This window comes from Lysobacter enzymogenes (genome assembly GCF_017355525.1).
Lineage (GTDB): Bacteria > Pseudomonadota > Gammaproteobacteria > Xanthomonadales > Xanthomonadaceae > Lysobacter > Lysobacter enzymogenes_C.
Window position 1 is genome coordinate 2,612,910 of the sequence record NZ_CP067395.1, and the last position, 25,015, is coordinate 2,637,924.

Annotated in this window: 24 protein-coding genes and 1 tRNA gene; 6 read left to right on the forward strand and 19 right to left on the reverse strand. The window is 68.3% G+C overall.

The features are described from left to right. Nucleotides 1–4 precede the first annotated feature (4 nt). The gene (locus JHW38_RS10825; protein WP_207525908.1) at nucleotides 5–2,047 is read right to left on the reverse strand and encodes a di-heme oxidoredictase family protein; all 2,043 of its coding nucleotides are present in this window, start codon (nucleotides 2,045–2,047) and stop codon (nucleotides 5–7) included. 624 nt (nucleotides 2,048–2,671) lie between these two features. Between JHW38_RS10825 and JHW38_RS10830 the strand changes: the two genes are divergently transcribed. Continuing rightward, nucleotides 2,672–3,997 (forward strand): chloride channel protein, encoded by a 1,326-nt coding sequence (locus JHW38_RS10830; protein ID WP_207525909.1) that lies wholly within the window; start codon nucleotides 2,672–2,674, stop codon nucleotides 3,995–3,997. A 233-nt stretch (nucleotides 3,998–4,230) separates the two neighbouring features. On the opposite strand, the gene JHW38_RS10835 is transcribed toward JHW38_RS10830, so the two are convergent. Together JHW38_RS10835 and JHW38_RS10840 are read right to left on the reverse strand one after the other, a co-directional pair. Then, nucleotides 4,231–4,686, reverse strand: a complete 456-nt coding sequence (locus JHW38_RS10835) for an SRPBCC family protein (protein WP_207525910.1) — start codon at nucleotides 4,684–4,686, stop codon at nucleotides 4,231–4,233. Nucleotides 4,687–4,728: 42 nt separating this feature from the next. Further along, nucleotides 4,729–5,688 (reverse strand): alpha/beta fold hydrolase, encoded by a 960-nt coding sequence (locus tag JHW38_RS10840; protein WP_207525911.1) that lies wholly within the window; start codon nucleotides 5,686–5,688, stop codon nucleotides 4,729–4,731. A gap of 410 nt (nucleotides 5,689–6,098) precedes the next feature. On the opposite strand from JHW38_RS10840, the gene JHW38_RS10845 reads away from it, so the two are divergent. The 4 genes from JHW38_RS10845 (at nucleotide 6,099) to JHW38_RS10860 (ending at nucleotide 9,538) form a co-directional block, all read left to right on the forward strand. Next, complete coding sequence (locus tag JHW38_RS10845; protein WP_207525912.1) at nucleotides 6,099–6,560, forward strand: hypothetical protein; 462 nt, start codon at nucleotides 6,099–6,101, stop codon at nucleotides 6,558–6,560. Nucleotides 6,561–6,587: 27 nt separating this feature from the next. Then, complete coding sequence (locus JHW38_RS10850; protein ID WP_207525913.1) at nucleotides 6,588–7,130, forward strand: MarR family winged helix-turn-helix transcriptional regulator; 543 nt, start codon at nucleotides 6,588–6,590, stop codon at nucleotides 7,128–7,130. 138 nt (nucleotides 7,131–7,268) lie between these two features. Next, complete coding sequence (locus JHW38_RS10855) at nucleotides 7,269–8,132, forward strand: amidohydrolase family protein (protein ID WP_207525914.1); 864 nt, start codon at nucleotides 7,269–7,271, stop codon at nucleotides 8,130–8,132. Between the two features lie 317 nt (nucleotides 8,133–8,449). Beyond that, complete coding sequence (locus JHW38_RS10860; protein ID WP_207525915.1) at nucleotides 8,450–9,538, forward strand: hypothetical protein; 1,089 nt, start codon at nucleotides 8,450–8,452, stop codon at nucleotides 9,536–9,538. 130 nt (nucleotides 9,539–9,668) lie between these two features. On the opposite strand, the gene JHW38_RS10865 is transcribed toward JHW38_RS10860, so the two are convergent. Further along, entirely contained in the window at nucleotides 9,669–10,313 is a 645-nt protein-coding gene (locus JHW38_RS10865; protein ID WP_207525916.1) for a glutathione S-transferase family protein, read from the reverse strand. A gap of 245 nt (nucleotides 10,314–10,558) precedes the next feature. On the opposite strand from JHW38_RS10865, the gene JHW38_RS10870 reads away from it, so the two are divergent. Continuing rightward, nucleotides 10,559–11,452, forward strand: a complete 894-nt coding sequence (locus JHW38_RS10870) for a LysR family transcriptional regulator (protein ID WP_207525917.1) — start codon at nucleotides 10,559–10,561, stop codon at nucleotides 11,450–11,452. A 375-nt stretch (nucleotides 11,453–11,827) separates the two neighbouring features. On the opposite strand, the gene JHW38_RS10875 is transcribed toward JHW38_RS10870, so the two are convergent. The 15 genes from JHW38_RS10875 to JHW38_RS10945 form a co-directional block, all read right to left on the reverse strand. Next, nucleotides 11,828–11,903: transfer RNA gene (locus JHW38_RS10875), tRNA-Lys, on the reverse strand. 79 nt (nucleotides 11,904–11,982) lie between these two features. Further along, on the reverse strand, nucleotides 11,983–12,681 hold the full coding sequence (gene queC, locus JHW38_RS10880; RefSeq protein ID WP_207525918.1) for a 7-cyano-7-deazaguanine synthase QueC: 699 nt from the start codon (nucleotides 12,679–12,681) through the stop codon (nucleotides 11,983–11,985). Between the two features lie 148 nt (nucleotides 12,682–12,829). Next, nucleotides 12,830–13,510, reverse strand: a complete 681-nt coding sequence (gene queE, locus JHW38_RS10885; protein WP_207525919.1) for a 7-carboxy-7-deazaguanine synthase QueE — start codon at nucleotides 13,508–13,510, stop codon at nucleotides 12,830–12,832. Nucleotides 13,511–13,518: 8 nt separating this feature from the next. Further along, nucleotides 13,519–14,343 carry a tol-pal system protein YbgF gene (ybgF, locus tag JHW38_RS10890; RefSeq protein ID WP_207525920.1) on the reverse strand — a complete coding sequence of 275 codons (825 nt, stop codon included), beginning with the start codon at nucleotides 14,341–14,343 and terminating at the stop codon, nucleotides 13,519–13,521. A gap of 48 nt (nucleotides 14,344–14,391) precedes the next feature. Then, nucleotides 14,392–14,916: a peptidoglycan-associated lipoprotein Pal gene (pal, locus tag JHW38_RS10895; protein ID WP_207525921.1), complete on the reverse strand. Its 525-nt coding sequence runs from the start codon at nucleotides 14,914–14,916 to the stop codon at nucleotides 14,392–14,394. 97 nt (nucleotides 14,917–15,013) lie between these two features. After that, on the reverse strand, nucleotides 15,014–16,333 hold the full coding sequence (tolB, locus tag JHW38_RS10900; RefSeq protein ID WP_207525922.1) for a Tol-Pal system beta propeller repeat protein TolB: 1,320 nt from the start codon (nucleotides 16,331–16,333) through the stop codon (nucleotides 15,014–15,016). A gap of 241 nt (nucleotides 16,334–16,574) precedes the next feature. Then, on the reverse strand, nucleotides 16,575–17,039 hold the full coding sequence (locus JHW38_RS10905) for a TonB C-terminal domain-containing protein (protein WP_207525923.1): 465 nt from the start codon (nucleotides 17,037–17,039) through the stop codon (nucleotides 16,575–16,577). Continuing rightward, nucleotides 17,039–17,992, reverse strand: a complete 954-nt coding sequence (locus tag JHW38_RS10910; protein ID WP_207525924.1) for a cell envelope integrity protein TolA — start codon at nucleotides 17,990–17,992, stop codon at nucleotides 17,039–17,041. The genes JHW38_RS10905 and JHW38_RS10910 overlap by 1 nt, the downstream gene beginning before the upstream one ends. Then, nucleotides 17,989–18,432, reverse strand: a complete 444-nt coding sequence (tolR, locus tag JHW38_RS10915) for a protein TolR (protein ID WP_207525925.1) — start codon at nucleotides 18,430–18,432, stop codon at nucleotides 17,989–17,991. The genes JHW38_RS10910 and tolR overlap by 4 nt, the downstream gene beginning before the upstream one ends. 107 nt (nucleotides 18,433–18,539) lie before the next feature. After that, nucleotides 18,540–19,322 (reverse strand): protein TolQ, encoded by a 783-nt coding sequence (tolQ, locus tag JHW38_RS10920; protein ID WP_207525926.1) that lies wholly within the window; start codon nucleotides 19,320–19,322, stop codon nucleotides 18,540–18,542. 232 nt (nucleotides 19,323–19,554) lie between these two features. Then, nucleotides 19,555–20,010: a tol-pal system-associated acyl-CoA thioesterase gene (ybgC, locus tag JHW38_RS10925; protein ID WP_207525927.1), complete on the reverse strand. Its 456-nt coding sequence runs from the start codon at nucleotides 20,008–20,010 to the stop codon at nucleotides 19,555–19,557. A 46-nt stretch (nucleotides 20,011–20,056) separates the two neighbouring features. Further along, entirely contained in the window at nucleotides 20,057–21,085 is a 1,029-nt protein-coding gene (gene ruvB / locus JHW38_RS10930; protein ID WP_207525928.1) for a Holliday junction branch migration DNA helicase RuvB, read from the reverse strand. A 229-nt stretch (nucleotides 21,086–21,314) separates the two neighbouring features. Next, complete coding sequence (locus tag JHW38_RS10935; protein WP_207525929.1) at nucleotides 21,315–21,788, reverse strand: cupin domain-containing protein; 474 nt, start codon at nucleotides 21,786–21,788, stop codon at nucleotides 21,315–21,317. A gap of 147 nt (nucleotides 21,789–21,935) precedes the next feature. Continuing rightward, the gene (locus JHW38_RS10940; protein WP_207525930.1) at nucleotides 21,936–23,036 is read right to left on the reverse strand and encodes an SMI1/KNR4 family protein; all 1,101 of its coding nucleotides are present in this window, start codon (nucleotides 23,034–23,036) and stop codon (nucleotides 21,936–21,938) included. A gap of 2 nt (nucleotides 23,037–23,038) precedes the next feature. After that, nucleotides 23,039–24,985 carry a potassium transporter Kup gene (locus JHW38_RS10945; protein WP_207525931.1) on the reverse strand — a complete coding sequence of 649 codons (1,947 nt, stop codon included), beginning with the start codon at nucleotides 24,983–24,985 and terminating at the stop codon, nucleotides 23,039–23,041. Nucleotides 24,986–25,015 lie beyond the last annotated feature (30 nt).

Consider the following 25,015-nt stretch of genomic DNA (forward strand, 5'->3'; position numbering starts at 1 on the left):
TCGCTCACAGCGACTCGAGGAACGCCACGACATCGGCGCGTTCGTCGCGACTCAGCGCTTCGAAGCGGCGGCGGCTGTTCTCGCCCTCGCCGCCGTGCCAACCGATCGCCTCGACCAGGCTGCGCGCGCGGCCATCGTGCAAGTAGCGCACGTTCTGCGCGCCGCCCTGGACGAAGCGCAGCGAACCCAGCCCCCACAGGGGCGGCGTGCGCCACTGTTCCGGGCGGGCGCGGCCTTCGGCCAGGGTGTCGGCCAGTCCCGGCCCCATGTCGTGCAGCAGCAGATCGCTGTAGGGATGGATGGTCTGGTCGCGCAGTTCCGCGAACGGATGGGTGCTTCCGGTTTTCAGCGTCGGCGCGTGGCAGGCCGCGCAGCCGGCGCGCTCGAACAGCGCCGCGCCGTTGGCGATGCGCGCCGGTTCGATCTGGTGTTCGAGCGGCACGCGCATGCCCGCCGGATAGTCGCTGCGCACGCTGCGCTGCGCCGGCACGCCGATCAGCGCCAGGTACTCGGCGATGCGTTGCAGTTCGGTCTCGGCGACCGACACCGGCGCGGTCGGAATGCGGCAGTCGGCGCCGCCGCGCTGGCAGCTGCGCGAGGGGAACACCGGCGAGGTCACGCCGATGTCCTTGACCAGGGCGTCGCCGACCTGCTGGCGCAGGCTGGCCTTGGCGGCTTTCCAGCCGAACCGGCCGAGCAAGGTGCGGCCGGTTTCCGGATCCTCGATCCAGTTGGGAACGCCTTTGACTCCGTCGCCGTCGGCGTCGTCCGGATCGGCCAAGGCCAGTACGGTCGCCTCGGCCACCGCTTCCAGCAACCCCAGGCCGATGACCTGCGGCGCCTGGCGCGCGGAATAGCGCGCGGGCGTCGGCCCCTTGAACGCGTACACCGGTTTGCGCAGCTCGATCGTCTCGCCGTCGTGCAGGGTGCGCGTGGCGACCTCGTAGGAACCCACGCTGACGCCGTAGTCGGGCGCTGCGGCGTCCTGCGCGTTCTGCTGGACGTTGAAGCCGTACGTCGCATCCGGCAAGACGACTGCGCCCGAATCCCCGGCCGCAGCAAGGATCGACAAGGTATCGAGGCGCACGCCGACCGCCGGCGCCGCGCCGCGGCCGTTGGCCGTGTGGCAGGCGATGCAGCTGCTCTGGTTGTAGCGTGGACCGCGCTGGCCGATGTGCGCGGCGAACACCGGATTGACTGTCGGATGCTCGGAGTGCCGGCCGTCCTGGAACGAGGTGTGGAACAGCCGCCGCCCTTCGACGAAACGCTTGGCGTTGCCGATGCCGATGTTGTTGGCCATCTGCTGGAACATCCGCATCGGCTCGTCGGAATAGTTGTACGACACGCTGGTGAGGCCGCCGAGCAGCGTGTCATCGGGCAAGGGGTGCGAGTCGAGGTTCGGCGCGACGCCGTACCAGGGCCGCAGGCCGACGCCGACGATGTACAACTGCTCGAACGAGTAATAGCGGTCGCCGCCGCCGTCGACGGTCGGACGCTTCAGACGCGGCGCCGGCGCCAGTTCGATCTTGTCGCCGATCTTCAGCGGGCTGTGCGGGCTGGTGCGCCAGTTGGACTGGAACACCATCATGCAGTCCTCGCGCGGCTGCCCGGCGTGGCAGACCGGCAGGTTGCCTTCCTTGGGATTGTTGAAGCCGTAGTTCAGCGACCAGCCGTAGTCGCGCACGTTCGGATTGTTGATGTTGCGGAACAGGCTGAAGGTGGTGCCGTCGAAGGTGCCGTCGTTGACGCGCAGATAGACTTCGATGCGCTGGCGGCCGGCGGGCACGCCGTCGCGGATTTCCAGGCCGAAGGTGCGGTTCTGGAAATAGAAGGTCGGGAACGTGAGGTAGCGGCCGGGGCCGTTGTCGGGCGCGAACCAGTCCTCGCCGCGTTCGCGCGCATGCCGTTCGGTCGGCCGCATGCCCATCAGCGTCACGAGCGTGCCGTCGGCCTCGGTGTAGCTCAGTTGCTCGACCAGCGGCGTGCCTTGCGGAAACAGCTCCGAATACCCCGGCGGCGCGCTGCGCGCGGCATGGTGTGTCGACACGGCGATGCGCGCCGCAGACCTTGCCGCGTCGGTTGCGCCCGCGGGCTCCGTCGACGCAGGGTCGTTGCCGCCGCAGGCCGACAGCAGCAACCCCAGCGCCGCAGCCGCGAGCGCGTGTACGCGCAGCGCACGGGCCTTGCTGCGCGACGGCGCGGATCGACGGCCCTCGAATCGGGTGTCGCGAGACGGCAGACGAACGTCTGAGTGCGGACGCATGGGCGGTCTCCTTGGCGAGCGGCTGAGGAAGGACGCTGCCCCGCAAGCGATGGCCTCGAGCGCGGGCGAATCGAGCCTAGCAGCCGCTGTCCCGGCCTCCACGTGCCGGTGCCGGACACGCGTCGCAGTTCTTCGGCATTCGCCGTCCAGCGGCTGGCGCGATTGAAGAAATGCAATCGCGTCATCGTTGCCTTTCGATACTCTGTCACTGCGGTTCCGTGCTTTCGCCTGCGGTTGCGAAGCATCGGCCAATGGCCCGGGTGACGAGAGTGCGCTTTGCCGATTCCGGTTGTTCGGCCGATGCGCATCGGCGAACCGGGCCGCTCAGCCTGGATCGAGCTCGATTTCGGCCGCTGAAACTCGCGCCGGACCCGGTCGGCACGACGCCGGGTGCTAGCATTCACAGCGATGTTGAGCCCCGGCGCGAAAACCCGGATCCGCGGATTCCTTTCAGGCGAAGCCTGGAAGCGCCGCATCGCGCTGTGGGGCGGCGCCGTCGCGGTCGCCTTGGCCGCCATCGTGTTCGCCAGGCTTGGAGACGCCGCCAGCCGCTTGTTCGTGTCGGCGCTGGCGATCTCGCCGTACTGGTCGCTTGCGATCACGCCGGCGGTGTTCGCGCTGCTGGCCTGGCTCACCCGCGGCAGCCTCAAGGGCACCCGCGGCAGCGGCATTCCGCAGGTGATCGCCGCCGTGCAGTCGCGCGACCACGGATTGCGCGAAAACTGGCTCTCGCTCAAGGTCGTCGCCAGCAAGCTGTTGCTCACCGTGGCCGCGCTGGCCGGCGGCGCCTCGGTCGGCCGCGAGGGGCCGACGGTGCATATCGGCGCCGGCATCATGCACGCGGTCGGCCGCTGGATGGGCTATCGCGATCCTTATCAGACGTCGCGCTTCCTCCTTGCCGGCGGCGCCGCCGGCATCGCCGCCGCGTTCAATACGCCGCTGGCCGGCGTGGTGTTCGCGATCGAAGAACTCAGCGGCACTTTCGAGCACCATTTCTCCGGCGTGTTGCTGACCGCGGTCATCGCCGCGGGTGTGGTCTCTCTGGGGCTGATGGGCAACTACGCTTACTTCGGCCACGCCAATGTCGCCCTCGCCTTCGGCCCCGGTTGGTGGGCGATCGCGTTGTGCGGCGTGGTCTGCGGATTGCTGGGCGGCGCCTTCGCGCGGTTGATCGTAGCGGCCGGCGCCGGGCGTCCGCACTGGCTGTTCAAGCATCGCGCGCGTGCGCCGGTCTGGTTCGCCGCCGGCTGCGGCCTGGCGCTGGCGCTGCTCGGGCTCTGGCTCGGCAAGGGCATGTTCGGCACCGGCTACGAACAGGCGCGCGAACTGTTGCAGGCCGACCACCCCCATGGCGGTCTGTTCGGCGTGGGCAAACTCGCGGCCAACCTGGTCTCCAGCCTGGCCGGCATCCCTGGCGGGCTGTTCGCGCCGGCGCTCGCGGTCGGCGCCGGCATCGGAGACAACCTGTCGCAATGGGTGCCGTCGGCGCCGCACCAGGCGGTGATCCTGCTCGGCATGTGCGGCTACCTCGCCGGTCTGACCCAGGCGCCGCTGACCTCGGCGGTGATCTGCATGGAAATGACCGACAACCGCGAGTTGATGCTGCCGGTACTGGCGACCGTGCTGCTCGCGCGGGCGTGCTCGGCGCTGGTCTGCCATACGCCGATCTACAAGGCTCTGGCGAATCAGCTCGCCGGGACCGGCGCCGGGCAAGCGGCGCCGGTCGCGCGCTGAACGCGCGCGTGGCGAGACGCACTACGCTGCAATGCATCCGCGACGAGTCGCCTTGAGCCTCAAGGAGACCGAGCGCCGCCCGCCCTGTCGCGCGCTTGACCTGAAAGTCGTCGAACAGCCGACGTCGACGCCGCCGCGTTCCCCTCGATAGTTCGCAGCGCGGATGCGCGTAGCGCCGGTGAGCTCGAAGCGCCGCCCGAAGTCGAACGGCGCTCAAGCGCGGGAAGCGCAGGTCAGTTCCAGTTGTCGATCTTGACGTCGTCGGGGCTGGGGCGACCGGTCCCGGTTTCCAGGTACGCCTTGAGGCTCATCAAAAAGATCGCCCACTTGGTGCTGCAATGGTGCATGGACTCCGATGCCTCTCGCCAACCCTCGTGCTTGAACAGGACGACCGCATACTCGCCTTCCTGCTTCAGATCGAAGCCGATCTTGGTGCCGATCCAGTCCTGCGGACCGGCGGCCACTTGCCACGATACGCGCTTGCCGGGATCCAGTTCGAGCACGTTCATCTCGAACGCGCCGATTTCGTTGTCGCCGGCGTAGAACCGGAACGTAAGCGAACGACCGACCTGGCTGTCGCCTTCGACCGTGGTCGTCCACCATGCGCTGATGCCCTCTCGGGTGGCCAGCGCGTCGTAAACTTTTTCCATCGGCGCTTTCGTCGCGATCTTGTGCAGGATATCGACCATCTTGGTTCTCCTTGGTGGTTGCTTGAAAGTTGCGTAAACCGCTTATTTCGACGGCGATTGCGCGGCCCGAGGCGCGGAAGCGCTGCCTTCGACCGCCCCTTCGAGAAAAGGCCCGACCGTTTGCGCCAGCAGCGGCGAAGACGCGATCTCGTAGTGCGTCACGCCCGGCAGGATCGCCAGACGATTTCTGGAAACGCCTTCGCGCTGCCAGCCGCCGTCGCGCTTGCCGCCACCGAGCAGTTGAAAGAATGCGATCTCGCTTTCCGGACGGAACAGATCGCTGTCGCCGTACACGAGCATGACCGGCCCTTGCAGTTTCGACACGTCGGCCGACCAATCGAAGGGACGCGACAGGAAGCCGCCGATGGCATCGAGAAGGCGCGGGAAGTCGTCGGGCTTGGGAGCTACCGCGACGTAGGACTCGTACATGGGCGTGCCCTTGAACATCGGAGCCGCGCTGGCGTTGATCCCTTTCTGCTGACCGCCGATCGCCGGGTAGAACGCATCGTTGGAATAGGAAGAAGACACCAACACCAACTTGCGCACCCGCTCGGGCCGCTGGACCGCCATGCGCAGCGCGACGCCGCCGCCGAGGGAATAACCGACGACGTCCGCGCTGCCGTAGCCCAGACGTTGCACCAGCGCGCCCATGTCGTCGCCCATCGCCGCGATGCTGAATGGCCGATCGCCGAGCGCGGTACGGCCATGGCCCTGCAGGTCGACCAAGATCACGGTGTTGCGCCGGGCGAGCGCGTTCAATACGGGGCCGAACATCGCACCGCTTCCAAGGCCGCCGTGCAGCAACAGCAACGGTTCGCCTTGGCCGTGCAGTTCGTAGTAATAGTCGACGCCATTGATCGGAACAACGCCGCTGCGCGGCGTCGCGGCGGCAGCGCGCGAGGACGTGGATGCGCTCCCGCCGGCCGCTTCAGGTGGCGCAGCGTATGCCGCGGGGGCCGTCAGCGCGGCGAACAGGCAGGTCAGCAACAAGGACAGGCGCATGGGAATCTCCGGAAAGTGGATGGCGGGCCAGCCGTTGCTTGGCCTTCCCTCAAACGACGTACGGCCGTGAGCCAAATCGACATCGAAAAATATTTCGGGCGTTCCTGCCGTTTGCCTGCGCTCGCAGCGACGTTTCCGCGGACCGGGGCACGGCGACACCGGCGCGATCGGCGCCGAAAGTTGACGACCTTCCAATCCCCGCGCCCAGCGCCTCGCGCTTGACGACCCTCTGCGCCATGCATCGATATGCTCGCCAGCCAGGCGCTTCGGCTTTTTCGAGCCGTCGCTCGATGAGGTTCGGCTCCGACGCCGTCAGCCAGCCTCCGCCCCCTGTGCGCCCGGCTGACGCCCTATCGCAAGCGACCGGCTTAGATTATCTTGACGATCAAGATAAATGCAAGGACCCTTCGATGACCATCGATTCCATCGTCTTCAGTCTGTCCCTGACGACGCTCGCCGCCGGCGCGCTGCTGGGCGGCGGCGCTTACGAAACCCGGGTCGTCGACCCGGTCTGGCCACGCCGGATCGAGATCGTGCAGCCCCGACACGGCGGCATGTCGCGCGCGCGCTTCTGGATCCCCGCGCATGCGGTGTTCGAGCTGCTGCTGATCGCATCGCTGGTTCTGGCGTGGGCGTCGCCGCAGGTCAGGACCTGGTTGCTCGTGAGTCTCGCGAGCCACGCGGCGGTGCGAATCTGGTCCGCGTTCGACTTCATTCCCAAAGCGCTGGCGTTCGAGCGCGGCGACGCCGCGGCCGTCAGCGAGGAATCGATCGAGGACTGGGTCAGACGCAGCAAATGGCGTTTGCCCTTAGACTGGGCCACCTGCGGCGCGTTGCTCGTCGCATTGTCCCAAGCCGGCGGCGCCTCATGACCCGGCATCGATCGCTCGAACCTATTCATGGCCAAGCAAAGCAAGACCTCGCCGCCCGCGGACCCGTCCTTGGTTGAGCAGGTGGGGCTGTGCGTGCGCAGAATGGGCGCGCAGAGCGTTCTCACCAGTCAGGTGATCGCGCAGATCTTCGACATGCACACCACCGACCTGGAAGTTCTCGATCTGATCTTCCTGAAGAAACAGGTGTCCGCCGGACAGCTTGCGGAAGCGACCGGCTTGTCGACGGGATCGGTCACCGCCTTGATCGACCGGCTGACGGCAGCGGGCTATGTCGAACGAACCACCTGCGCTCAGGATCGGCGCCGGGTGCTGGTGTCGGTGCGCCCCGAGGCGATCGAGCCGATCAAGTCGGTCTACATGGACATGAAACGACGCATGTTCGCGTTGTGGTCGGGCTACTCGGCGAGCGAGCTGGAGCTGGTTTGCGACTTTCTGACCCGAAGCACCGCACTCCAGGTCGAATGCGTCACGACCATCCGCGCCGACAACGCGGCCGATCGCCCCGCCAAGAAGACGTCGCGCAAAAGACGCACGAACCCGGCCGTTTGAACGGCGATGCATGCTCTCGTCCGAAAGCATGCTTCTGCCGAGCCACACTGCCCTGCTCCGACCTCGCACCGCTTTGCCCGATCCACCGCGACACCGAAGCCACCACGCCATTCGCCCACGCAGACAGGAGTTCCATCGATGCGCCGTCTTTTCGCCACGATCGCCTGGTCGCTCGCTGTAGCGCCCGCTGTCCTCGCTGCCGCGCCGGCGCCGAAAACGCCGGTATTCGATGTCCACGTCCACCTGCGCGAGGGCGAGGCGTCGCTGAAGACCTACGAGACCGAGGCATCCGACGCCAAGCTCGAGCTGGCCGGTTTCGCCGGCATGTGGTTCGGCGGCCCGCATCAGGCGCTTCAGGGCGATCCGGCGGCGATACGCCAGGCCAACGACGCCCACCTCGCGCTCGCGGCCAAGCATCCGGAAATGCTGCCGGTGGCGACCGTGCATCCGTACGACGGCCAGGCCGCGCTCGACGAACTGGCGCGCGTCGCCGGCCGCGGGGTCAAGGTGCTCAAGCTGCATCCGCACACGCAGAAGTTCGATGCCGCCGACCCGCGCGTTCTGACCCTGGTGCGCAAGGCCGGCGAACTCGGCGTCGTGGTCCTGTTCGACAACGCCAACATCCTGCCCGGCGACAGCGAGCGGCTGTTCAACCTCGCCGTGCAGGCGCCCAAGACCCGTTTCATCTTCGCCCACATCGGCGGCATGAATTTCCGTTTCTGGAACATGCTCGCGCTGGCGCGCACGGCCAAGGACTTCTTCGCCGACAACATCTTCTTCGACATCTCCGCCACCGCGGTGCTGGTGGCCGACTCGCCGATCGAGGCCGAGTTCGTCTGGACGTTGCGCAACGTCGGCATCGACCAGGTGCTGCTGGGCTCCGACTATCCGCAGTTGCCGCTGGCTCAGGCGGTCGATGCGCTGAACCGCCTGGACTTGAGCGAGCAGGAGAAGGAGAAGATCCGGATCGGCAACGCGCGCAGGTTGTTCGGCTTGCGCTGACCCATCCAGGCGACGGACTCGGCAGGAGCACGACGCCCCCTCTGCTTTTCCATGGTCCGGCGGCAGGCCGTCCACAGGAAGGAAGAAAACGCAGAAAGTTCGGCGAAACTTCGCCAAAAAGAGACTGCGGCTATTCGACTAGTCCGCAAGCCGAAGACGAAGCGGCCAGAAGCAGGGCCTTTTCGTGGGCATCCAGCGGGCAGACGCGGTTCGAGCTCGGGGGAATGGTGGAGCGTGGGCAACCGAGGTCCAACTCTCTTGATTGTCCAGAGTTACCCACGGTTATCCATAAATACCCTGAATCAAGGCCTCACAGCATGATGCTCGGCAAGCGTGCGCCGCCATCGGCGAGTCGGGCGGCGCACGCCGGAGCCCTTGCTTTCGGCAGGGTGCGGCGCGATCCGCCGGCGCTATGCTGCGCTCAACCGTTCGTGCCGGAGTTCGCCGTGATGAAGCCGCCGTGGTGGGTGTTGTCCGTCGCGATCGCCGCGGCCGCCGCCGCCGCGCCCGCGCAGGCGCGCATGCAGTACGCGCCGTTCGCGATGGTGGAGCATTTCGGCGACCGTCCCGTAGTGCAGGCGCGCATCGATACGACGCCGGTCGCGCTGCAGGTGCATTCCGGCGCGTCGGGCACGATCGAGATCACGCCCGAAGCGGCCGACGCCCTGGGCTATCGCGAGCGCGCCGCGTCGGGGCGCTACGGCATCGACCGCAGCGGCCACCTGGCCGCCGCAGGCGCTTCGCGCACGACCTTGCGCCGCTTGAGCGTCGGGCCGAGCGCGGTCGTCGACGTTCCCGCGTTCGTGCACGCGTTGCCGGGCGCGAAGGTCGAACTGCCTGGCGCGGGCGAAGCGGGAATGCTTGGGGTCGGATGGTTGCGCAAGACCCGAGCGATCGTCGACTTCGACGGCAAGCGCATCGGTTTTCCCGATGAGGCCGGCGACAGCGCCGCCGAGCGCGCGCGCCTGGTCGCGGCCGGCTACGCCGCACTGCGCATGGTCTGGGACGAGAAGGAAGCGTGCTACCTGATCGATGCGAGCCTGGACGGCCGTCCGGCGCGGTTGATCGTCAACACCGTGTCCAAGGGCTATCTCGACCTGCCGTCCGCGCGCGCGGCGAAGCTGAAGTTCGGCGGCCGCACCGGCACCGCCGGCGGCCCGGGCGGCGCCAGCGTTCCGGTGCACAAACCGCTCAAGCCGGTGAGCGTGCGCATCGGCGGTATCGACTACGGCCGCATCCAGCCGCCGGCGTGGGACACCGGGGCGTATCTGTCGGCGGCGTCGGCGCAAGGCGGCGGGCCGATCCAGGGCGCGCTGGGCGCCACGTTCTGGATCGCGCACAAGGCGTCGATCGACTTCGGCGACGGCTGGCTGCTGCTGGCCCCGCCCCCGCGCAGCGATCGATGACCGCACCGGCAGGCTTTGCGGCACGCACTCAGCGACCGACGAACATCTACAAAGTCCCGGGCGATTCGCTCAGCCTCGATCGGATGCAGACGTTCGACTCCGCGATCGCTTCCATTCCTTCAGCGCGCGACTACCGCTTCGAAAGCGTCAGCAAGACGCTCTTTTCCCGCTCCAGCGCCCGGCGGGCCGCGGGTCGGGCGGTCAGGCGATCGTTCATGGCGGCGAGATGGGTCAGCTCTTTAATCGGCAGTCCCAGTTCGCGCCCCCACGGGTAGAAGACGAGCGCATAAGGGTCGGCTAAGGTGAAGCGATCGCCCATGACCCACGGACGATCCGCCAACAGCGCATCGATTTCGCGCAGTTGAGCCCAATACGTCTCTTTGGCCTGCGCTTTGATCGCCGCGTGCGCAGCCGCGTCCGCCGCAAACTGTTCGGGGTGGATGAACTGTTTGAACGTCTGGTGTACGGCCCCGGACAGCCACGCGCAAAAGGCGAGCGTGCGCGAGCGTTCCAACGCATCCGCGCCGAGCAGTTCGCCGTCGAGGTGGTTGTATCCGATCCATCCAAGAATCGCGACGGTTTCCAACAGCACTCGTCCGTCGTCGAAAACCAGCGCCGGTACTTTCGCGCGCGGGTTGATCGCCAGGTAGTCGGGCCTGAATTGCTCGCCCGTGAAGATGTTGACCTTCCGGAGTTCGAATGCGATGCCGGCTTCTTCCAGCGCGACATGCGATGCCATCGAGCAAGCGTAAGGGCAGTAGTAAAGCGTCGGCATGGCGGCGTGTCCTCAGGGTGGGGATTCAAGGTGTTCGGGGCGCTCTCTATCGCCGGTCCGGTGGATGCGTGGCGACGGCGCAGGCGCGGGCGCTCGACGTGCGAGCTGCCGTCGACACCGCCTGTTACTCCTCGGCGAGGCATCGACACCCGCAGCGTGTTGGCTGGTGGGCAAGATAGCGGGCTTGCATTTGCGCCACAATCGAACAAAGTTGCGCAGAACCTTTGCGAAAAATGAGGAGATCCATGGATCGGCTGGAGACCATGTCGCTGTTGCTCGACAGCCTGGACGCCGGCAGCTTCTCGGCAGCGGCGCGGTTGCGCGGCCTGGCGGTCGCGTCGTTGACCCGCAAGATCGGCCAGTTGGAACGGCAATTGGGCGCCGCGCTGCTGATCCGCTCCACACGCCGCCTGACCTTGACCGACGCCGGCCGTCGCTACGTCACGGATGCGCGCCGGATCCTGGCGCAAGTGGACGAGATGAAGCGCGAGGCAGCCGGCGAGTTCATCGAACCGACCGGTCGCTTGGTCATCAGCGCGCCGCGCATGTTCGGACGCAAGCATGTACTGCCGGTTGTCGGCGATTTCCTGCGCGAACACAAAGGAATCAGCGTCCATCTGCAATTGCTCGACAACAACGTCGACTTGAGCGCCGGCGCTGCGGATATCGCGGTGCGGATCGGCGCATTGACCGACAGCAGTCTGGTCGCTACCCGGCTCGGCGCCATGCGTGCGTTGCTGGTCGCCAGCCCCGGGTTGCTGCAGCAGCACGGCGTGCCGCAGCATCCGCGCGATCTGGCCAAACTACCGGCGGTTGCGCTGGATATTCCGCTCTCGAACCTCGCGGCCCACGACCCGACGGGCGCGCAGACACGCCTGTCGGTGACCGGCGCCGAGGCGGCGGTCGATGCGGTGGAGGCCGGCCTCGGTTACGCACGGCTGCTGCACTACCAAGTGGCCGATGCGCTGAAAGCGGGACGGCTGGTGCCCGTTTTGGAATCTTTCGAGCCCACACCGTTGCCGGTTCATGCGTTGCATCATCCGCTGGCGCAATTGCCGTTGAAAACCCGTCGTTTTCTCGATTACGCGCGCGACCCGCTGCGCGCTTCGTTGCGCAAGATCGCGCGCACCGCCGCATAGTTTACGGTCGTCGGTTGAGGCGTCGGCTGGGATACGTCCCGTTCGAACTCCGCGACTGTTGGCACGATGTCGCCAGGAATGTGCCCTCGGCAGCAGCACTAAGAGGCGACGACATGGGCAACAGCCAGCAAGGACAGGCTGGTCGACAAGGCCGACGGGGCCGCAGGATCAAACCTGGAAGGATCGCGACCGCGAGCGTGAAGGGCGCGAGGTTGGCCGCAACCCGAACCAGGGGCGCGGACCACGACGATCAACGCAAGCGCGGCTCAGGGACTATGGATATTCGACAAGTCCATAGGCACGCGACGGAAAGGCCGCAGACAAGGCCTTTCGCGAGTGGGTGCGGCGGAAATATGCGGCTGGACCGCGGGGGAATGGTGGGTCGTGATGGATTCGAACCATCGACCAGCGGATTAAAAGTCCGATGCTCTACCGACTGAGCTAACGACCCATTCCGAACTCCGGGCGCGCCGGAGCCGGGCATTCTAGCCCAGGATGACGCCCGCGTCAGGCCCCTGGGGCGAACGCGTTCAGACGTACTGGGTCGGGTCGGCGACGCCGGCGGCGTGGAAGCCCTCGGCGCGCAGGCGGCAGGCGTCGCAGTGGCCGCAGGCGCGGCCGGCTTCATCGGCCTGGTAGCAGGACACGGTCTGGCCGAAGTCGACGCCCAGGCGCACGCCTTCGCGGACGATGTCGGCCTTGCTGAGGAACTGCAGCGGCGCGATCACGCGCAGGCCGGCGCCCTCGACCCCGGCCTTGGTGGCGAGGTTGGCCAGGCGCTCGAAGGCGTCGACGAATTCCGGGCGGCAGTCGGGATAGCCGGAGTAATCGACCGCGTTGACCCCGCAGAAGATGTCGTTGGCGCCCAGAACTTCGGCCCAGCCGAGCGCGATCGACAGCATGATGGTGTTGCGCGCCGGCACGTAGGTCACCGGGATCGCGTCCTTGGCCGCGTCCTGGCCGATCGCGTGGCCGTCGTCGTCGAGCGGCACCTGGATGCTCTCGTCGGTCAGGGCCGAGCCGCCGATGCTGCGCAGGTCGACGCTGACGGTCTTGTGCGCGGCCGCGCCGATGGACTGCGCGATGCGCGCGGCGGCGTCGAGTTCGGAGGTGTGGCGCTGGCCGTAGCGCACGCTCAGCGCATGCACCGCGAAGCCCTGCTCGCGCGCGATGGCGGCGACGACGGCGGAGTCCATGCCTCCGGAGACGAGGACGACGGCTTTTTTCATGGTTTTGACGATCGGCAGGGATTACGGGAGGGAGACAGGCTACAGCAGCCGGGCTTGCGCGGTTTGGCGCCTGCGGGGCCTGCGGCCCGATGCATCTGCGCTCTTGCGGCAAGGCCTGGACGGCCTCCCGCAAGGGCTCAAGCGGCGCTCAGCGCCCCGGCGCGTCGTCCCACAGGATCTTGTGCAGTTGCAGCTGGAACCGTACCGGCAGCCGGTCGGCGACGATCCAGTCGGCCAGGTCGCGCGGGCGGATCTGGTGGAAGCTCGGCGAGAACATCACCGCGCAGATCGCGGTCAGGCCGTGCTCGGCGACGATGGCCTTGGACCATTCGTAGTCCTCGCGGCTGCAGATCACGAACTTGATCTGGTCGCGCGCGCTCAGCAGCGGCAGGTTGCTCCACAGGTTGCGGTGGGCTTCCTTGGAATCGGGGGTCTTGATGTCGAGCACGCGCGACACGCGCGGGTCGACCGCGGCGATGTCGATCGCGCCGGAGGTTTCCAGCGAGACTTCGTAGCCGGCATCGCACAGGCGCTTGAGCAGTTCGATGCAGCGCTTCTGCGCCAGCGGCTCGCCGCCGGTCACGCAGACGTGGCGGGCGCCGTGCTGAGCGACTTCGGCCAGGATCGAATCGAAAGTCCACCACTCGCCGCCGTGGAATGCGTAGGCGGTGTCGCAGTACTGGCAGCGCAGCGGGCAGCCGGTCAGGCGCACGAACACGGTCGGCCAGCCGATGCTGTCGGATTCGCCTTGCAGCGACAGGAAGATTTCGGTCAGCCGCAGGCGCTCGGAGGACGGCGCTGCGGCCGTCTCGGAGACAACGGCGCTCATGACGGGACTCAGTTGCGCAGCCGGCTCAGCTGGATCGCGTTGAGGCGATCGGCAGCGGTGCGGGCCGCATCGGTACCGGGATACCGGTTGGCCACGTCGGCGAGCGTGCGCTCGGCGGCGTCGACCTGTTTCAGCCCGAACTGGGCCAGGCCGACCTTGAGCAGGGCCCCGGCGGCCTTGTCGTGGGTCGGATAACGATCGAGCAGGGCCTGGAACTGCTCCTGCGCGAGCTGGTAGTTCTGGGTGACGTAGTAACTCTCGCCGAGCCAATACAGTGCGTTCGGCGTGTAGGCGCCGTTCGGGTGCACGGCCAGGAACTCCTGGAACAGGCGCGCCGATTCGACGTACTGGCCGGCCTTGAGCTGGTTGAACGCGGCGTCGTAGGCGGTGCGTTCGTCGCCGCTCTGGGCCAGCAGGCCCGGATCGCCGTGCACGCTCGGCGGGGTGTCCTTCACCGCCGGCTTCGCCGCCGCGGGCGGCGGCGAAGGCTTGGCGGCCGCTTGCGGCCCCGGCGCGGCGGCGGCGGGCGCGCCGCTTTCGAGCCGGTTGAGGCGGTTGTCGGTGTCCAGGTACTGCGCCTTGCCCGATTCCTGCAGCTGGCGGTTCTGCTGCTGCAATTCCTCGACCTGGGCGCGCAGCGCCTGCATTTCCGACTTGAGCTGGGTGACCTGGTTGAGCAGGTCCATGTTGGCCTGGTTGTCGGAAGCGCGCTGTTCCAGCGTCGCCACCCGATCGGCCAGGCTCGCGCGCTGGGCAAAAGCGGGCGTGGCGGCCGCTAGGGCCGCCACGACTGCCAAGGCCAGTGCGAACTTGCGATCTGCGAACTTCCGCATCGCGGGTCAGCCTCGTCTTGAGTTGCTCGGTAAAGCTTCAGCCGCCGATTACTTGGCGGTGTAGACGATCTCGACGCGACGGTTCTTCGACCAGCAGTCTTCGTTCGAGTCGGTGCAGACCGGACGCTCCTCGCCGTAGGACACGACGGTGATCTGGCTGCCCGAGCCGCCGTTGGCCTGGATGGCCGAGGACACGGCATTGCCGCGGCGCTCGCCCAGACCCAGGTTGTACTCGCGGCTGCCGCGCTCGTCGGCGTTGCCTTCCAGGGTCATGCGCGAGGACGGACGGTCGCGCAGGTACTTGGCGTGGCAGCCGACGATGGCCTGGAATTCCGGCTTCAGCGAATCCTGGTCGAGGTCGAAGTAGACCACGCGCTGGCGCAGGCAGGCGTCGGTGTCGAGGTCGTTCGGGCCGTAGGCGCCCGAGGCGACCGGGCCGGTGTCGCCGCCGGGCTGGGTGGTGGTCGGGCCGGTGCCGGTGTCGGTCGGGACGTTTTCCTTGACCTTCTTCGAGCAGGCGACGGCCGCGGTGCAGAGCACGGCGACGAGCAGGATGCGGGCAGCGTTGTTCATGGGTATTCCTCGTCAGTTGTAACGTGGGGCAGGAGTCGTTCGGGGAGTGGTGCAGGCGTAATTCGGCGCGTTCCGCGCGTGGGGGCCGGCCGGCGCATCAGCGCGGCAGGCGGTAGGGCCCCCAGGCCGGTTCGCGCACGTCGCCGTCGGCGAGCACCAGGCGCTGGCGCACCCGGGCATCGGCGGAAACGGCATACAGCACGCCACGGCGTCCTTCGCGCGCAGCATAAATGATCATGGAGGCGTTCGGGGCAAAGCTCGGCGATTCGTCCAGCGAACCGGGCGACAGGGTGCTCCACAGGGCGCCGCCGGTGCTGGAATCCATGACCGCGATCCGGTAGGTGTTGCCCGCGCCCTGGGCGGTGGCGATCTTCTTGCCGTCGAAGGACACGCTGGCGCTGGCGTTGTAGCTGCCCTGGAAGGTCACCCGGGTGGCGCTGCCGCCGCTGGCCGCGACCGAGTAGATCTGCGGCTTGCCGCCGCGGTCGGAGGTGAAATAGATCTTGCCGCCGTCGGCCGACCAGGTCGGCTCGGTGTCGATGCCGAAGTGGTTGGTCAGCTGGGTCAGCGCCTTGCTGCCGAGGTCCATGACATAGATCTCGGGGTTGCCGCTGCGCGACAGGGTCAGGGCCAGGCGGCGGCCGTCGGGCGAGAACGCCGGGGCGCCGTTGATGCCGCGGAACTTGGCGACCAGCTCGCGGCTGCCGGTGCCGATGTTCTGGATGTAGATCGAGGAATTGCCGCCTTCGAAGCTGACGTAGGCCAGGCGGTTGCCGTCCGGGCTCCACGACGGCGACAGCAGCGGCTCGGGCGAGCGCACCACGGTCTGCGGGTTGTAGCCGTCGGAGTCGGCGACCATCAGCGCGTAGTTGGCGCCGCGGCCGGTGCCGGTGGCGGTCACGTAGGCGATGCGGGTGAAGAACGCGCCGCGCACGCCGGTGACCTGCTCGTAGATCTTGTCGGCGACCTGATGGGCGACGTCGCGCAGGGCGTTGGCGCGCGCGGTCAGGGCGAAGCCGAGCAGGCGCTGCTGCTTGCCCACGTCGTACAGCTCGTACTCGACCCGGTAGCTGCCGGCGCCGGCGTCGAGCACGCGGCCGACCACGATGTAGTCCTGATTCAGCGCGCGCCAGTCGGGGAAGCTGATTTCGCTGCCGCGGGTCGGCTTGGCCGCCATCTGCTCGACCGGCAGGCCGCGGAACTGGCCGGAACGGTTGAGGTCGTTGCGGACCACTTCGGCCACGTCGGTCGGCGGCGCCGCGCCGCCGCCCTGGTAGGGCATGGGCACCACGGCGATCGGGGTGGCCGAAGCCAGGCCGCCGACGATGTCGATCTCCAACCCCTTTTGCTGGGCCGATGCGGCGAAGGGGATCAGGACGGCGAGCAGCGTGGCCAGCCAGCGCAGGGGTCGTTTCATCGGCACTCCGTGAAGATCCAACGGGGGTTTGTTCAGGTTCGGCATTGTTAACGCTGTTGGGTGAACGTGGGCTCAAAACCCAGGGTCAATTTGCGTTTCAAAGTGTTATCGGCGCGCGTACGGCGGCAAACGGCGCGTAAAGAGCGTCATAAATGTCCAATTCGGTCGAATTCGGCCCATTCAGGCCAGCCGACGGCGTATCCGCCGGGCGGACCGCCCGAGCCGGCACAGGCCGGCGCGGTCAGCGTTCGCGCACCTGCCGCCACCAGCGTTTGACCCGGCCGGCGCGCTCGTCCGGTTCGGGCACGTGCACGGCCAGCCGCAGTTGCGGCTTGAACACCTGCTGGTAGCCCTGGTACGGCAAGGGGCTGGCCTCGCGCACGGCCGCCAGCAAGGTGTCGCGCGCGGCGGCGTCGAGGCCGCAGGGTTCGATCACGCGCACCGAAGTCACCGCGCCGCCGGGCGACTGGTTCAGTTCGAGGGTGCAGACGCTGTCGGCGGCGGCGCTGTCCGGCGGCCGCCAGTGCTGGCCGATCGCCTGGCGCAGCAGTTCGTAATAGCGCAGCTGGTTCTGCGGCAGGCAGTGCTCGGGGCTGTCGCAGGCCTGGCCGATTTCGTTCTTGGCCGCGGTTGCGGGCGCGGCGGCGACCAGAGCGGCGGCGGCGAGGATCGCAGCCGACAGCAGACGGTGAGAGGCGGCGCGCATCAGCGGTCCTCGGCGCGGAAATTGATGGTCAGGCTGCGCTGGAACACGCTTTCGAACCCGGCGTACGGCAGCGGCTGGGCCTTGAGCACCGCCGCTTCGACCGAACGCCGGCCGGCCTCGTCGTAACTGCAGGGCTCGACCACTTCCACCGCGATCACCTGCCCGCCGGGCAGCTGGCGGATGCTGAGGCGGCACGCGGCGCCGAGCGGCACCGAGTCCGGACGCGTCCACTTGCTCTTGATCGCCGACTGCAACGCCGCCTGATAGCGCGCCAGCAAGCCGGTATCGGCGCCCTGGTTGCCGGCCTGCTGCGCCGGCGCGGCCGCCGCAGCGGATTGGCTGGCCTGGGTCGCGCGGCGGTCGGCGAGCTGTTGCAGCTTCTGCTCGGCCAGATTCTGCTCGCGTTGCAGGTTCGCGCGCTCGCGGCGGATTTCCTCGAGCTTCTTCTGCCGCTCGGCGTCCTGCTGCTCGGCCAGGCGCTGCTTCTGCTGCGCTTCTTCCTGGCGCTTCTGCTCGGTCAGGTCGACCTGTTCCTGGCGCGCCTTGGCTTCCTGCAGCTTCTTTTCCTCGGCCGGATTCGGCGTCGGCGCGTCGACCACCTGCTCCTGGCTGGTGGTGTCGGGCACCGGAATGAAATCCTGCGGCGACTGCTGCTGCGGCGACACCGCGTCCTGCGGCTTGGGCTCGGCGACCGGCTGCGGCAGCGGCTCGGCCTCCTCCGGCAACGGCTCGGGCTGTTCGACCGGCTTGACCTTGCTGCGCAGGGTGCGCTGCATCGCCGGCGACAGGTCGCTCATCTCGGCCAGTTCGGTGGTCACCGGCGAACCGGCCGCGGACACCGCGCCGCTGTTCCAGCTCAGCAGCGCGGCGATGATCAGCGCAGCGAGCAACAGGCCGTGCAGCAGCACGACCAGGATCAGCGCTTGCACCGTGTCGGCGCGGCTCTCCCTCATTGCTTGTTCTTCTCGGGCTGGCTGATCAGGCTGACCTTCTCGACCCCGGCCTTCTGCAGGATGTTCATCGCATCCATGACCGGCTGGTAATTGGAGCGGCCGTCGCCGGCGATGTAGACCTGCAGCTTGTCCTTGTCGTTCTGCTTGACCATCGCCCCGACCTTGGTCGCCAGGGTTTCGGCGGTCACCGCTTCCTTCTTGCCGGCGCGCACGGTCAGGAAGAAGTTGCCGGACTCGTCGACCTGGACCACGACCGGGTCGCTGGTGGTGTTGGTCGATTTGGCGTTGGACTTGGGCAGGTCGACGTCGACGCCGAGCGTCAGCAGCGGCGCGGTGACCATGAAGATGATCAACAGCACCAGCATGACGTCGATGTACGGCACGACGTTGATGTCGGCCTTGAGCTTGCGTTTGTGCGGGCGGCGGATGGTGCCGGACATGACGGATTCCTCGGGTTGCGCGCTGGTGGTGCGGGGCGCCGCGCCCGCTCGGGTCGCGTCGCGCGCCCGCGGCGCGGGCTATGCGGTGGCGATGGCTTGCGCCCGCATCACTCGTCCAGGTGCGCCTGCCGTTGCAGGATCGAGGAGAACTCCTCGGAGAACGCGTCGTAACGCACCGCCAGCCGCTCCACGCCGGTGGCGAAGCGGTTGTAGGCCCACACCGCCGGGATCGCCACGAACAGGCCCATCGCGGTCGCCAGCAGCGCCTCGGAAATGCCCGGGGCGACGTCGGCGATGCCGACCTGCTTGGACGCGGACACCAGCGAGTGCATGGTCACCATGATGCCGAACACGGTGCCGACCAGGCCGATGTAGGGCGAGGTCGAGCCGATGTTGGCGAGCAGTTCCAGGTTGTGCTCGAGCCCGTCGATCTCGCGCGAGCCGGTCGCGCGCATCGCGCGCTGGGCGCCTTCGATCTGGGCGCGGGCGTCGACGCCGCGGCGCTGGCGCACGCGGTTGAACTCGCGGAAGCCCGATTCGAAGATCGCTTCCAGGCCGCCGATGCTGCGCGCGCGCTCGGTGGTGCCGGCGTACAGCTTGGACAGTTCGGCGCCGGACCAGAAGCGCTCTTCGAAATGGTCGGCTTCGGCCTTGGCGCGGCGGATCACTTTCCATTTGCGGAAGATGATGAACCACGAGGTCAGCGAGGCGATCACCAGCAGCGCCATGATGAACTGCACCGGCAGGCTGGCCTTGATCACCAGGTCCAGCAGGCTGAATTCGGCGGACGCCTTGCCGGCGGCGGTGGCGGCCTGGGTCACCGCTTGGGTGGCTTCCTCCGGCAGGGCCTGCACGGTGGTGGCCAGTAGCGCGATCAGCGATGACGTCATGCTCGGTTCTCCATGCCCGGTGCGAGGGCTTGTGTGGGGCGTGCGGCGCGTCGGGAGTCAACGTTCCGCAGGGTGTCGTGGGGTTGGCGGCGCAGGTTGTAGCGGGCGGGTCGAAGCGGGCCGGTGCAGCTGGCGGGGCGAAGCGGGCGGAACGGAACGCAAGCGGCAACGGTTGGCGCGGGTTTTACTACCGGGCCCGTGAAGCCGGCCGCAATGCGGACGGCGACGCGGCTCAGCCGCCCGGCGCCGGCACTTCCTGCGCCTGCAACTGCGCGTACAGCGTCGGCGGGATCGGGCACGGACGCAGTTGCCGCGCGTCCACCGAAGCGATCTTCACCTCGGCCTCGATCAGCCGCTCCTCGCCGCGCAGCACGCGCTGGACGAAGATCAGGCTGGCGCGGCGGCAGCGCACCAGTTCCACGGTGACGCGCAGTTCGTCGTCCAGCCGTCCGGGCTTGAGGAAGCCGATCTGCATGCCGGCGACCACGAACATCAGCCCGTGCTGCAGCCGCAGGCCGTCCTGGCCGTAACCCAGGGCGCGCACCCATTCGCTGCGCGCGCGCTCCATGAAAGCCAGGTATTGGGCGTGGTACACCAGCCCGCCGGCGTCGGTATCTTCCCAATAAACGCGTGTCGGCCAACTGAATAAGCCGGGAATTCGCGCCGCATCCGCCGCGGCCGCGCTCATGCGCGGCCCCCGTGCGGTGCGGCGGCCGGCGTCGCTGCGGCTCGCATCAGAACAGTTCTCCGGCTCCGCCCGGCCGCTCGCGCGGGTCCAGGCCGAAATGGCGATAAGCGCGCGAGGTCGCCATGCGGCCGCGCGCGGTGCGGATCAGATAGCCCTGCTGGATCAGGAACGGCTCGATCACGTCTTCCAGCGTGCCGCGCTCCTCGCTCAGCGCCGCGGCCAGCGATTCGACCCCGACCGGGCCGCCGTCGAAGGATTCGATGATGATCCGGAGCATGCGCCGGTCGAGATCGTCGAAGCCTTCCGGATCGACCTTGAGCATCGCCATCGCCGCATCGGCGACGGCGCGGTCGATGTGGCCGTTCGCGCGCACCTGGGCGTAGTCGCGCACCCGCCGCAGCAGGCGGTTGGCGATGCGCGGGGTGCCGCGCGAGCGCTTGGCGATTTCGGCCGCGCCCTCGGCCTCGCAGGCGATGCCGAGGATCTGCGCCGAGCGGCGCACGATCCGGGTCAGTTCCTCGGCGTTGTAGAACTCCAGCCGCTGGACGATGCCGAAACGGTCGCGCAGCGGCGCGGTCAGCAGGCCGGCGCGGGTGGTCGCGCCGATCAGGGTGAACGGCGGCAGGTCGATCTTGATCGAGCGCGCGGCGGGGCCCTCGCCGATCATGATGTCGATTTGGTAGTCCTCCATCGCCGGGTACAGCACTTCCTCGACCAGCGGCGAGAGGCGGTGGATTTCGTCGACGAACAGCACGTCGTGCGGCTGCAGGTTGGTCAGCAGCGCGGCCAGGTCGCCGGCCTTCTCGATCACCGGGCCGGAGGTCTGGCGCAGGTTGACCCCGAGTTCGTTGGCGATGACGTGGCTCAGCGTGGTCTTGCCCAGGCCCGGCGGGCCGAAGATCAGCACGTGGTCGAGCGCCTCGCCGCGGCCCTTGGCCGCCTCGATGTAGATCTTGAGCTGCTCGCGCACCGGCTGCTGGCCGAGGTATTCGTCCAGGCGCTTGGGCCGGATCGAGGCCTCGATGGCCTCGTCTTCGCGGGTGGCGCCGGAACCGATGATGCGCTGATCGTTCATGCGGATATGTTCGCATGGGACGGGGCGCGGGCGCAGCGGCGGAACGTACCGGATCGGCCGCCGCTGCGCGCTCGTCGCGGAAACCATGCGCTCGGACGCGGCCCGGCGCGCAGCGTGCGCCGTTCGCCTCGGCGCCGGCCGGGCCGCGCCTGTGGACAAATCGCGCCAGGCCGGCCGCGGCGGGACGCGGCGGCTCCCCTGCCCCGCCCGCGACGATCCGGCCGGCCGCTCAGACGAAATGCACGTCGTAGCGTTCGTGCATCTGCGCCAGTTCGTCCGCGCCGACCTCGCCGCGCAGGATCTTCGGCAACGCGCGGAAGTAATCGAAGCGGTCGGTGCCCGGCGCCAGGGTCACGAAGACGTCGGCGACTTCGTCCGCGCCGGCGCGGAAGGAATGCGTCACCCCGGCCGGGATCACCGCGAGCCCGCCCTGCTCCAGGCGCACGCTCTCGCCGTCGATCTGCATCTCCAGGACGCCGTCGAGCACGTAGAACGCCTCGCTGGAGCGCCGGTGCAGGTGCGGACGGGCGCCGGCGGCGCCGGGTTGCAGGCGCAGGCGGTTGCAGCCGAGCGCGCCGCAGCAGTCGCTGGCGTCGGCCAGCAGCCACAGTTCGCTGCCGTCGCCGCGCAGCCGCTCGGCCTGGTCTTGCTGGATGACGAACACGCCGTTGTCGCGGCGCGTGGCGGAGCGAAGATCGGTCATGGCGCAATCCTCATCGCAGAAAGTGGCGATGAGGCTAGGCGCGCCCGGCGCGCGCCGGCAATCCGGCGCCGGTGGAACGGTTCTTCCCGGCGCGACGCGCGCACCGCAGCATTCCGCGCCGGGGCTTGCCGGCGGCGGCCGACGCGGTTACGACGACTCGCCGCGGCGCAGGTCGGCGAAGAAGCGGTGGAAGTCGCGGGCGCGGTACAGCTCGACCAGTTCGCCGAAGAATTCGAAGCTCACCACCTCGGGCTCGGCGTGCGGACCGCGCTCGCGATAGTCCAGGCACAGCATCCATTCGACGCCGTGCATGGCCAGGATCAGCAGCCGCTCGCAGCCGGCGTAGCCGCGCAGGAAGCCGGACGCCGCGTCGCCGCCCTGGAACGCCTCGGCCCAGTCGGCCAGGGTCTGCAGGTCGTCGAGCGCGCACACGGTATTGTCGGGAATCGCCGCTTCCCAGTCGTAGCGATGGCGCGAAGGCTGGCGCCGCAACGGCACCCATTCGAACTCGGTGTCGCCGCCGTTCTGGCGCAGGTACAGCGCGCGCAGCAGCGCAGGCAGGCGCAGGCCCAGGCGCGCTTCGGCCGCGGCGAGCGCCGCTTCGTCCGCGGGTTCGGCGCGCTCGGCCCAATAGCCGGGGCCGCTCCAGAACGTATCGAGCGCCGGCGGTTGCGGATCGCATTCGACCTGCGCAGCCGGATCGTGGCGCGACTGCAGGGCCGGGCTCCAGTACTGGAGCTCGACCAGATCGGCGAAGAATTCGGCGTGGCCCGGGTAGTCGCGCAGGCGTCGGCGCCGGTCGGTCAGCACGATGCGCGGCGCGCCGGGCGCGCTGTAATCCAGGCACAACGTACCGTCGCCCTCGCCCAGCGCGATCGCGATCAGGCGGCTGTCGTCGGCCGCGAGCGCGGCGAAAGCGTCGTCGCGGCAATCCTCGCGCCGGCGCAGTTCGGCCAGCGAGAACCATTGCGCCAGCGGCAGCAGCCGCGCGCGCGGCACCAGCCAGTCGGCGTCGATCCAGTCGTCGCCGTGCAGCGGCTTCGCCCGCGCCATCCGCACCGCGCCGCCGTCGTAGCGCGCGTACAAGGCGCGCAACCACTGCGGCACTTCGATCGCCAGCCGGGTTTCGGCCGCGGCGATGTCGGCCGCGCCGGCGCCGGCCCGGCCGAGGTTGCGTTGCTCGTCCCAGAACGTCTCAAGACTCGGCGCGCGGCCGTAGACGCGCCAGTCCAGGACGCTGCCGGCCATGCTCAGATCTCGACCTGCGCGCCCAGCTCGACCAGGCGGTTGCCCGGAATGCGGAAGAATCCGGTCGCCGGCGCCGCGTTGCGGTGCATGAAGGCGAACAGGCGGTCGCGCCAGATCGGCATGCCGCGGTGGCGGCTGGCGACGACGGTCTCGCGGCTGGCGAAATAGGTCGTGTCCATCGGATCGAAGTAGATGCCGCCGGCGTCGCACGAGCGCATCAGCGCCAGCGGCACGTCGGGCACTTCCATGAAGCCGAAGCGGATCAGCACGCGGTAGAAGTCGTTGCCGATCGCCTCGATCTTGAGCCGCTTCTCCTTGGGCGCGTACGGCACGCCGAGGGTTTCCACGGTCAGGAACACGTTGCGCTCGTGCAGCACCTTGTTGTGCTTGAGGTTGTGCAGCAGCGCGTGCGGCACCACGCCCTTGTCGGCGGTCATGAAGATCGCCGTGCCCGGCACCCGCACCGGCGGCGCCAGCATCAGCCCGGGCAGGAAGCTGTCGAGCGAAATGCCTTCCTTGCGCACTTCCTCGTGCAGCAGCTCGCGGCCGCGGCGCCAGGTGCGCAGCAGGGTGAACACGATCAGGCCCAGCGCCAGCGGGAACCAGGCGCCGTCGAAGAACTTGGCGCCGTTGGCGATGACGAAGCCGACGTCGACCACGAAGAACAGCACGCACAGCGGCAGCACCCACTTGCGCCAGCGCGGCCACAGCGCGCGCGCGACCAGGGCCAGCAGCAGGGTGTCGATCAGCATCGTCGCCGACACCGAGATGCCGTAGGCGGTGGCCAGCGCGGTCGAGCTGCGGAACGCCAGGACCACGGTGATGACCGCGATCGCCAGGATCCAGTTGATGTACGGAACGTAGATCTGGCCGATCGTGCTCGAGGAGGTGTGCTTGATCTGCATGCGCGGGATGTAGCCCAGCTGCATGGCCTGGCGCGACACCGAGTACGCGCCGGTGATGACCGCCTGCGAGGCGATCACCGCCGCCATCGTCGCCAGCACGATCATCGGATACAGCGCCCACGGCGGCACCGATTCGAAGAACGGATTGACCACCGCGCGCGGATGGTTCAGCACGAACGCGCCCTGGCCGAGGTAGTTCAGCATCAGGCTCGGCAGCACCATGATGTACCACGCGTAGCGGATCGGCTTGGCGCCGAAGTGGCCCATGTCGGCGTACAGCGCTTCGCCGCCGGTCACCGCCAGCACCACCACGCCGAGGATCAGCACCGACTGCGCGCCGTGTTCCATGAAGAAGCGCGCGCCCCACATCGGGTTCAGCGCCTTGAGCACTTCCGGGCCCTGGATGATGTTGTAGACGCCGATCGCGGCCAGCGACACGAACCAGATCATGGTGATCGGCCCGAACACCTTGCCGACCTTCTCGGTGCCGAAGCGCTGGGCCAGGAACACCATCACCAGGATCACCACGGTGATCGGCACGATGAAGCGGTGCAGGCCGGGCGCGGCGACTTCCAGGCCCTCGACCGCGCCGAGCACCGAGATCGCCGGGGTGATGACGCTGTCGCCGAAGAACAGCGAGGCGCCGAAGATGCCGAGGATGCCGACCACGTACGCCGAGCGCCCGCCCTTGGCCAGGGTGCGCTGGGCCAGGGTCATCAGCGCCATGATCCCGCCTTCGCCGTCGTTGTCGGCGCGCATGATGATGGTGACGTACTTGACCGTCACCACGATCATCAGCGCCCAGAACACCAGCGACAGGATGCCGAGCACGGTGTCGTGGTTGCTGGTCAGGTGGAAGTGCGGCGAGAACGCTTCCTTCAGTGTGTACAGCGGGCTGGTGCCGATGTCGCCGAACACCACCCCGATCGCGCCGACGATGAGTCCCGGCAGGCCTTGCTTGCCGTGGTGGTGCCCGTGTTGGCCGTCCGACGCGGAGTCGTGGGCCTTTTTCGGGGCGTGCGAGGTAGGAACGGTAGAAGACATTGTCGTCAGATTCCGGGCGGTGAACCGCCG

Bases quoted from the DNA above. Each gene is read 5' to 3' on its own strand.
- JHW38_RS10830 (WP_207525909.1), top strand. From the start codon at position 2,672: ATGTTGAGCCCCGGCGCGAAAACCCGGATCCGCGGATTCCTTTCAGGC.
- JHW38_RS10835 (WP_207525910.1), bottom strand. From the start codon at position 4,686: ATGGTCGATATCCTGCACAAGATCGCGACGAAAGCGCCGATGGAAAAA.
- JHW38_RS10840 (WP_207525911.1), bottom strand. From the start codon at position 5,688: ATGCGCCTGTCCTTGTTGCTGACCTGCCTGTTCGCCGCGCTGACGGCC.
- JHW38_RS10845 (WP_207525912.1), top strand. From the start codon at position 6,099: ATGACCATCGATTCCATCGTCTTCAGTCTGTCCCTGACGACGCTCGCC.
- JHW38_RS10850 (WP_207525913.1), top strand. From the start codon at position 6,588: ATGGCCAAGCAAAGCAAGACCTCGCCGCCCGCGGACCCGTCCTTGGTT.
- JHW38_RS10855 (WP_207525914.1), top strand. From the start codon at position 7,269: ATGCGCCGTCTTTTCGCCACGATCGCCTGGTCGCTCGCTGTAGCGCCC.
- JHW38_RS10860 (WP_207525915.1), top strand. From the start codon at position 8,450: ATGATGCTCGGCAAGCGTGCGCCGCCATCGGCGAGTCGGGCGGCGCAC.
- JHW38_RS10865 (WP_207525916.1), bottom strand. From the start codon at position 10,313: ATGCCGACGCTTTACTACTGCCCTTACGCTTGCTCGATGGCATCGCAT.
- JHW38_RS10870 (WP_207525917.1), top strand. From the start codon at position 10,559: ATGGATCGGCTGGAGACCATGTCGCTGTTGCTCGACAGCCTGGACGCC.
- queC (WP_207525918.1), bottom strand. From the start codon at position 12,681: ATGAAAAAAGCCGTCGTCCTCGTCTCCGGAGGCATGGACTCCGCCGTC.
- queE (WP_207525919.1), bottom strand. From the start codon at position 13,510: ATGAGCGCCGTTGTCTCCGAGACGGCCGCAGCGCCGTCCTCCGAGCGC.
- ybgF (WP_207525920.1), bottom strand. From the start codon at position 14,343: ATGCGGAAGTTCGCAGATCGCAAGTTCGCACTGGCCTTGGCAGTCGTG.
- pal (WP_207525921.1), bottom strand. From the start codon at position 14,916: ATGAACAACGCTGCCCGCATCCTGCTCGTCGCCGTGCTCTGCACCGCG.
- tolB (WP_207525922.1), bottom strand. From the start codon at position 16,333: ATGAAACGACCCCTGCGCTGGCTGGCCACGCTGCTCGCCGTCCTGATC.
- JHW38_RS10905 (WP_207525923.1), bottom strand. From the start codon at position 17,039: ATGCGCGCCGCCTCTCACCGTCTGCTGTCGGCTGCGATCCTCGCCGCC.
- JHW38_RS10910 (WP_207525924.1), bottom strand. From the start codon at position 17,992: ATGAGGGAGAGCCGCGCCGACACGGTGCAAGCGCTGATCCTGGTCGTG.
- tolR (WP_207525925.1), bottom strand. From the start codon at position 18,432: ATGTCCGGCACCATCCGCCGCCCGCACAAACGCAAGCTCAAGGCCGAC.
- tolQ (WP_207525926.1), bottom strand. From the start codon at position 19,322: ATGACGTCATCGCTGATCGCGCTACTGGCCACCACCGTGCAGGCCCTG.
- ybgC (WP_207525927.1), bottom strand. From the start codon at position 20,010: ATGAGCGCGGCCGCGGCGGATGCGGCGCGAATTCCCGGCTTATTCAGT.
- ruvB (WP_207525928.1), bottom strand. From the start codon at position 21,085: ATGAACGATCAGCGCATCATCGGTTCCGGCGCCACCCGCGAAGACGAG.
- JHW38_RS10935 (WP_207525929.1), bottom strand. From the start codon at position 21,788: ATGACCGATCTTCGCTCCGCCACGCGCCGCGACAACGGCGTGTTCGTC.
- JHW38_RS10940 (WP_207525930.1), bottom strand. From the start codon at position 23,036: ATGGCCGGCAGCGTCCTGGACTGGCGCGTCTACGGCCGCGCGCCGAGT.
- JHW38_RS10945 (WP_207525931.1), bottom strand. From the start codon at position 24,985: ATGTCTTCTACCGTTCCTACCTCGCACGCCCCGAAAAAGGCCCACGAC.